This window comes from Paenibacillus sp. NPDC058367 (genome assembly GCF_042723305.1).
In the GTDB taxonomy this organism is placed as follows: domain Bacteria; phylum Bacillota; class Bacilli; order Paenibacillales; family Paenibacillaceae; genus Paenibacillus_AQ.
The window spans coordinates 437,427-445,193 of sequence record NZ_JBHXIZ010000005.1 but is presented as its reverse complement, the minus strand read 5'-3'; the positions used below and the strand labels follow the sequence as shown (position 1 = coordinate 445,193).

7 protein-coding genes are annotated in these 7,767 nt (G+C 46.2%); 2 read left to right on the top strand and 5 right to left on the bottom strand.

The genetic code is table 11. From position 1 onward, the window contains the following. Window positions 1-149: 149 nt before the first annotated feature. Both ACFWMP_RS25295 and ACFWMP_RS25290 read right to left on the bottom strand, forming a co-directional pair. Window positions 150-785, bottom strand: a complete 636-nt coding sequence (locus ACFWMP_RS25295) for a ThuA domain-containing protein (RefSeq protein WP_042184563.1) — start codon at window positions 783-785, stop codon at window positions 150-152. Window positions 786-827: 42 nt separating this feature from the next. Next, window positions 828-1,550: an SDR family NAD(P)-dependent oxidoreductase gene (locus ACFWMP_RS25290; protein WP_340973959.1), complete on the bottom strand. Its 723-nt coding sequence runs from the start codon at window positions 1,548-1,550 to the stop codon at window positions 828-830. Between the two features lie 227 nt (window positions 1,551-1,777). Between ACFWMP_RS25290 and ytxJ the strand changes: the two genes are divergently transcribed. Together ytxJ and ACFWMP_RS25280 are read left to right on the top strand one after the other, a co-directional pair. After that, window positions 1,778-2,104 carry a bacillithiol system redox-active protein YtxJ gene (ytxJ, locus tag ACFWMP_RS25285; RefSeq protein ID WP_042123836.1) on the top strand — a complete coding sequence of 109 codons (327 nt, stop codon included), beginning with the start codon at window positions 1,778-1,780 and terminating at the stop codon, window positions 2,102-2,104. Further along, entirely contained in the window at window positions 2,101-2,340 is a 240-nt protein-coding gene (locus ACFWMP_RS25280) for a glutaredoxin family protein (RefSeq protein WP_042184561.1), read from the top strand. The genes ytxJ and ACFWMP_RS25280 overlap by 4 nt, the downstream gene beginning before the upstream one ends. Before the next feature lie 201 nt (window positions 2,341-2,541). On the opposite strand, the gene ACFWMP_RS25275 is transcribed toward ACFWMP_RS25280, so the two are convergent. The 3 genes from ACFWMP_RS25275 to kdpB all read right to left on the bottom strand — a co-directional run bounded on the left by ACFWMP_RS25275 (window position 2,542) and on the right by kdpB (window position 7,763). Then, complete coding sequence (locus ACFWMP_RS25275) at window positions 2,542-4,866, bottom strand: histidine kinase (RefSeq protein WP_042184560.1); 2,325 nt, start codon at window positions 4,864-4,866, stop codon at window positions 2,542-2,544. A gap of 199 nt (window positions 4,867-5,065) precedes the next feature. Beyond that, window positions 5,066-5,674 carry a potassium-transporting ATPase subunit KdpC gene (gene kdpC / locus ACFWMP_RS25270; RefSeq protein ID WP_379424978.1) on the bottom strand — a complete coding sequence of 203 codons (609 nt, stop codon included), beginning with the start codon at window positions 5,672-5,674 and terminating at the stop codon, window positions 5,066-5,068. Between the two features lie 55 nt (window positions 5,675-5,729). Then, window positions 5,730-7,763, bottom strand: a complete 2,034-nt coding sequence (kdpB, locus tag ACFWMP_RS25265) for a potassium-transporting ATPase subunit KdpB (RefSeq protein WP_042184559.1) — start codon at window positions 7,761-7,763, stop codon at window positions 5,730-5,732. Window positions 7,764-7,767: the final 4 nt, after the last annotated feature.

Below are 7,767 nucleotides of genomic sequence, written 5' to 3'. Positions count from 1 at the left end.
TCATACCATTCCTCTTCCCTATCTTCTTCGTTATAAACAAAAATACCCTACCGAGAGACTTTTTAAAAGTGTCTACTCGATAGGGTACAGTTTATCCCACAGTTGGACTCATTTATAATCTTACAACAAGTATATCCGCCGCTTATATTCTACAATAATCCTGCTGCCCAAAGCCCACCTCTACGAATCATTTCGCGGAATGGTTCTACTGAGAATGATGGTAAATGATGCCCTGGCATTAAATAAACAACCCGACCCAAGCCAAATTCGTGACACCAAGCCGCTTGGCGCATAGCTCCCTCATGAGAATATTCAGCGAGCACCGTTGTTTCGAAATAAGGATGCATCTCAAAATAATACGGCTCATCCTCAATTACAAATTCTTCAATTCCCTGCATAATGGGATGCTCTCGTGCGGATATGGACATCTGCAGCGAAGTATACTCTGGATGATGGGTGAAATGTGCGCCCAGCATAGCGCCAAGCTCCTGATTGCGCTGTAAGGAAATTCCGTTATGTACCACTAGTAGTCCGCCCCCGCCAGCCACATAAGATAGCAAAGCACCACTTTGATCCGCGGGGATTTTGTCATCAGAAAATTCAGTGTAGGAGATTACCAGCTTATAGTCAGACAACGTTTCTTTATTGAGAAGTGCATAATCCTCTGAAGAGAAAACCTGTAAGTCATTCGCAAGGATTTGTTCGATCTCCCGGTCCACGCCAGCAAAGGGGTGATATTTAACCTCCGAGTAGCTTCCGAGTGCGAGTGCTTTTAGTGTAGACATGTTATCAGCGCCTTTCTTCTTATCTATTTTGAAATATCCGTTCTACCACGGCCATGAGCTGCCATCCGTATCCAGATAGGCCGGTTCCTCGCCCATATATTTTTTATAATCCAGAACAAGGTCGATAATCTGCTCCGCGGACTGTTCAGGAGTCATTTCCGCTTGCTCATCCTTCTTACCATGCATATAAGTCTGCAGCCAGCCAGGATGGAACACCATTACTTGACCGCCAAGCGTTTTCAGATGATTATGCATCAAGGAGGACTGCATATTCAGTGCTGCCTTCGACATACAATAGCCATACATGTTGATACGCTTATTTCGGGCAATACTGCCTGCCTCCGATGAAATATTGACGATTAATTTATCCTCACTTTGTAGTAATAGTCCCATCAGTGCATTGCTGACTCTTAACGCGCCAAGTGTATTTACATTATATATTTCTGCCATGCCTTCATCATCCAGCTCCACCAGCACAGTAGCATTATCAGCAGAACGAATAATACCTGCATTATTAATAATCATATCGACATATCCAGTTTTACTGGCTATTACTCTTGCAGCCTGCTTCACACTATCTTTATTGCTGATATCTAGGGGGATAAGCTCCAACTGTTCAGGATATTTCTCTTTAAGCGCTTTCAAATCTTCCGATTCTTTTAAAAACTGTCCTGCAAATACTGAGAACTGTTTGGCCAGCAATGAACGTACAAGCGACAGTCCAAGCCCCCGATCAGCTCCAGTTACACATGCAACTCTCTTCATTCTTCTGAACACTCCTATCTCGTAGCGATATGGTTAGGCATGTTGCTTCTTTTCACCTTAGCATGCTGTACTCTTTTTTTCAACGCGATTGGTTTCAGGTATATCGCCTCTTGTGCAAGCCTTTCAGAATCCTTTTTGTTTTAATTTTGATATATGTTACAATCATGATTACAGGTTGTTAACAACACAATTGTTAGCAAAATAACGATCCCAGGAGGGTGATATCTATGTCTATTCAACAACTCCATACGCTGGAGGATCTTGAGCAATATGTAGCTAAGCCTGGCAAGAAGCTGCTGTTCAAACACAGCACGACCTGCCCGATTAGTGCTAAAGCTAATGAAGAGTTTCAGGCTTATCTGAAGGATGCGGATACTGCCGCTGCAGTGGTCTTAGTCATCGAGGATCGTCCCGTTTCCAATCAAATTGCTGAGGATTTTGGCATCAAACATGAATCTCCACAACTCTTCCTGCTTGAGGACAATGAGGTTCGCTGGAACACTTCCCACTGGAAAATTACAAGAGATGCTATCAAAGAGGCTGTGAACCAATGAGTGAGCCAGTGATTGTCTATTCAACCGCAGGGTGCAGTGACTGTAATTTGGTTAAAAATTATCTTACGGAGCAGGGTGTCCCTTTTGAAGTAAGAGATGTTATGACCAGCACAGTCTATCAAGAGGAAGTTGAGAAGCTTGGATTCATGGGTGTTCCTGTCACTGTAGCAGGGGATCAAGCGATCAAGGGATTTAATCTTCCTGCGCTCAAAGCACTCATCGAAGCTGCCCAATAATTAAGCCATTAAACTATTCAGTACATGATGTAATTCATAGCTGCAAAAAAGGGTATCCTCATAGCCAATCGGCTTGAAGGTACCCTTTTTCAAAATATAAGAATCTATAATTTTCACGCTATACATTATCCTTATATTTCTCGCATAAACGCTTACCGTCCTTTAGGGACGCCGAAGGCGTTTTTACTTGTTAGTCATAGTCTATGCTTCCTCACGTATGAGATCTGCCACGACCAGCACATCCACGTTTCTGGCAGAACGCAGAATCTGCTTGGTAACATCGCCGCGAATACTTTTTCGCAGCCATGAGCGTTGTGATTGACCAATAATAATCTGAGTACTCTGCAAAGCTTGAGATCTTTCAAGCAGCAAGGACGCCACTCGTGCAGGAAGTACGTTAGGAATCATCTTGAACGTTCCACCCAGTCGTTCCGTCAATTCCTTTAAATCATTTATACGTTTATCATATACGGGTCCATTTTGTTTAAATTCCTGCACATACGTAACATACCAGCAAGCTTTTAGACGATATGCAATCCGAAAACCACGCCGAATTAAACGCTCCGCATGATCCCCCAAGGTGATACACACATATATTACTTCCTGACGCCGCCAAGGTCCCCGTAACGAACCAACACGTTCCCAAGATTCTAGCCTTTCATCAACATCATCAGCAATTTCCCGCAACGCCAGCTCCCGTAGGGCGATCAAATTCCCGATTTTGAAAAAAGCCCCCAGCGCCTGATCCACCTTGGCCATGGCATATATTTTTCCGTCCTTCATTCGCTCTTGAAGCGTCTTGGGTGATACATCGATAAGCTCTACCTCATTTGCCCGCTGTAGAATGCTGTCCGGAAAAGTCTCCCTTACTCTAACTCCTGTAATTTGCTCTACGGCGTCATTCAGACTTTCTAAATGCTGCACATTCACGGTAGAAATCACAGATATTCCCGCATCCAGCAGCTCCATAACATCCATATACCGCTTCTTATGTTTGCTGCCTGGCATATTGGTATGAGCGAGTTCGTCCACTAGCACGACTTCTGGATTACGCTTAATAATTGCTGCCGTATCCATCTCCTCAAGGATAGTCCCGCGGTACTCCATACGTAGACGCGGAAGGGTCTCCAAATCGCCGATTTGTTCAAGGGTTTCTTTGCGGCCATGTGTCTCCAGGAGCCCTATCACGACATCGATCCCTCTCTTTAAGAGATCGTTCCCTTCACGCAGCATCTTGTAAGTCTTGCCCACACCGGGAGCAGCCCCAATATATACCTTAAAGGTTCCTCCGCGAATCGCATCGATTTTATCCTTTACTTCCTGACTGCTTAACCTGTGATAGGCATCCGCTTTCCGTTCATTACGACTCTGCCGGGTTGGAAGTACACGTTCTCCTTCGCGATCTGCGCGATCCGCTACGAAGAACACATCCACACCTCGGATTTGCTTCAGTAACGAATTAGCGATTGAGCCTTTCCATAATTCCTGCCAAGCGGTCTGCTTGGAATGTCCCATAACGATCCGGGTAATATTATGTTCTATCGCGTATTTTACCAACAGATGTGGGATCTCCCGCTTCGAGCGAAAGGTGATCTCCTCCATAGAGGCACCAATCTTCTCGGTCAGCTTCCAGAGGGAACGCTTAAATGTAGCTGCTTCCTTAGAAAGGGTGAGACCCTGCTTCCAGAATGACACTACTGAAAGATCCCCATTTAACCGCTTGGCAATCTGCTGTCCACGTCGGATGTGGATCGAGCCATTCCAATAATACTGCGCAGATACCAACACTTTTTCTGCGATCCCCGAAGCTCCCTGCAGCCCTTGTTCTTCCCGGTGTTTCTCCAGCGAGTCATTAACATCCTCAGCGACCATCCGAAGTGCCAGCTCCCGCAGCTTGCTTAAATTACCCTTATTAAAAAGCGATCTCTGCTGGCGTTTACCTAAATGGCCATCGGACAAGCGCTGAAGTATTTTTTCAGGGGTCACATCAATTAGAACAATATCATCGGCAAGGGTAAGCACCTCGGCGGGAAGAGAATGCTCTACCTCAATCCCGGTCCATTTCCGTGCCAGATCCGCAGCACCTTCTAGTTCGTACACGTTTACAGTTGTGATGACACTAATCCCATTGCTCAATAAGTATTTGATATCGTCCAGTCTTCCAGATCTCTCCGCACCCTCGCGATTCTGGTGGGCCAAGCCATCGGTTAGCACAACTTCTGGATTACGTGCCACAATAGCTTCTACATCAAGATCCTTCTTCTCTATATCTTTCTGAAACCAATGAATACTTGGTATTCGTTCCAAATCGCCCAGCTGATCCTTAGTTTCTGGACTCTGATTCGTCGAAACCGCACAGATCACAACATCGATTCCCTGCGCTTTTAGTGCCTGGCCCTCACGCAGCATCTGATACGTTTTGCCCGACCCACTGACCGGACCGATATAGATCTTCAGACGTCCCCGATGCAGCTCATAGATAGAGAGCAGCAGCTCCTCCGGCGTCTTCCTCCGGTATGTTCCCATCAAGACCACTCCTTACTAACCCCGATCATGCATGTACCCTTCTGTTCCAAGAAGAAACGACATTGTCGTCCTTCAAAGATGACAGCCGTTTCTCGTAGAAATATAAGAAAGTATAATGTGAAACTTATACTTTCTTATATTTTAGAAAGCAAGATATCCCTGCCCGATTCTAGTAATCTGGCAGGGATATTTACTATATTTATTTGTTCGCTAGTTTCAGTAGATCCATGTTCAGCTTCAACACATTGACCCGTTCTTCACCAAACAACCCTAAGTCACGACCCTCGGTATGCTTATTTACGAGCTCTTCCAGCTGCGATGCAGGAATACCGGTTAAATTGCTAATCCGAGGAATCTGCACCATTGCTGAAGCTGGTGTGATATGCGGATCAAGCCCCGAACCCGAGTTGGTGACCAAATCAACTGGCAATTTGTTCACGGGCACATCCGGATTATCGAGCTTCCACTGCGTAATGAAATCCTTTGTCCGCTGCAGCATATCCGGATTGGATGGAGCGTAGTTATTGGACCCTGAGGCTTCTGCTTTATACTCAATACTAGACACACGACCATGAAATAGTCCTGGGTTCGTAAAGTTCTGCCCAATGAGTTCCGAGCCTACAACTACTCCAGCATCATTCTTAAGCAAGCTGCCGTTCGCTTGCGACGGCATTAGAACCTGGGCAAGCGCTGTAGTTGTCAGAGGATAGATCACTCCGCAGAGAATAATAAATACTAAACTTAGTCGTACAATAATAAAGAAATAAGCACCTTTCGATGATGATAACTGCTCTTCAGTGTCCTCCATGGCGTTTCCGTTATTCACGATGCTCTCACCCTTTCAATGATTAGTCAACACGTCGTTAAATCCATACACTTACGATCATATCAATGAGCTTGATGCCAGCAAATGGAACAACCACTCCGCCTAGCCCATAGATAAATATATTACGTCCAAGCAGCTTCGTAGAGCTCATAGCTTTATACGACACACCCTTCATAGCCAGTGGGATGAGCAGCGGAATAATAATCGCATTAAATATTAAGGCGGATATTATAGCCGAGCTTGGCGAGCCTAGTCCCATTACATTCAGGGCTTCCATTTCAGGAATGGCGAGCATGAACATCGCCGGAATAATAGCGAAATACTTCGCGATATCATTCGCGATACTAAAGGTTGTTAACGCACCCCGCGTCATCAGCAGCTGTTTACCAATCGCTACGACCTCTATAATCTTCGAAGGGTCGGAGTCCAAATCGACCATATTTGCTGCTTCCTTAGCAGCTGTAGTGCCGCTATTCATGGCTAAGCCCACATCAGCTTGCGCAAGGGCAGGGGCATCATTTGTACCATCCCCGGTCATCGCAACCAGCTTACCCTCGTTCTGTTCGCGGCGAATGACTGCTATTTTATCCTCAGGTGTACTTTCAGCGATGAAATCATCTACCCCCGCTTCACGGGCAATCGTAGCTGCGGTCAGCGGATTGTCACCCGTACACATGATGGTCTTGATCCCCATTTTCCGCAGCTCATCAAACCGCTCTTTCATGCCTGGCTTAACGGTATCCTTCAAGTAAATAAGTCCATAGATCCGATTGTCTACCGCAACCGCTAACGGGGTCCCCCCCATCCGGGCGATGGCATCAGAATTACTGTCGAGGTTCGCGGGAATGACACCGCCTTTCGACTGTACCCATTTCTTCACGGAGTCTACCGCACCTTTGCGTACGCAGCGTCCATCTTGCAGGTCAATACCACTCATCCGAGTTTCGGCCTTAAACTCTACGAATTCGCCACCTTCAGCAAGCTTGCTGTCATAGCTGCGTTCCAGCTTTTTGGCCAGCTCAATTACAGAACGTCCCTCAGGCGTCTCATCCTTTAGGGAACTGATGGCCGCCCATGCCGTAAGCTCCGCTTCGGATTCATTTCCGACTGGTACAAATTCACTCGCCATCCGGTTCCCAAAGGTAATCGTACCGGTCTTATCTAGGATCATCGTATTAATATCGCCAGCAGCCTCAACGGCCTTACCAGACATCGCGAGTACATTAAACTGGGTCACCCGGTCCATACCCGCTATTCCGATTGCGGATAGCAGTCCCCCGATAGTTGTCGGGATCAGACAGACCAACAAGGCGATCATAACCGGAATATCAAGATCAACACCTAGATAAGTTGCAATCGGCCGCAAGGTCACTACTACAATCAAGAAAATCAGCGTCAGACTGATCAAAAGCGTATTTAGCGCAATTTCGTTAGGTGTCTTCTGACGTTTCGCCCCTTCAACAAGAGAGATCATTCGATCTAGAAACGACTCACCAGGATCACTTGTAATTCTGACTTTAATCTCATCACTGACGACCCGTGTACCGCCTGTAACGGAGCCAAAGTCCCCACCAGCCTCCTTGATTACAGGTGCAGATTCACCTGTAATCGCTGATTCATCTACGGAAGCCAGCCCTTCAATCACCTCACCGTCACCAGGGATGAGTTCTCCCTGACTGACAATGACGATATCTCCTTTACGCAGCTCGGAGGAAGAGACTGTCTTCACCGCTCCTCCAACCAGTTTGTTAGCTGTGATATCTTGTTTTGTTTTCTTGAGCGAATCGGCTTGGGCTTTCCCCCGGCCTTCTGCCAGTGCTTCAGCGAAGTTCGCAAACAGCACTGTAAACAGCAGAATGAACAACACTGTGATATTGAAGCCTATCGATTGCTCTGCATTAAAATATCCAGGAGCCAGCACCATGAGGAGGACAATGATCGTACCGACCTCTACCACGAACATGACGGGATTTTTGATTAGCGTTACTGGGTTAAGCTTTATAAAACTATCCTTTACAGCGCTAAGGAGTATGGGTCCCGTCAGCAGCTTTTTTCTTTTTACAGTACTCATCTTA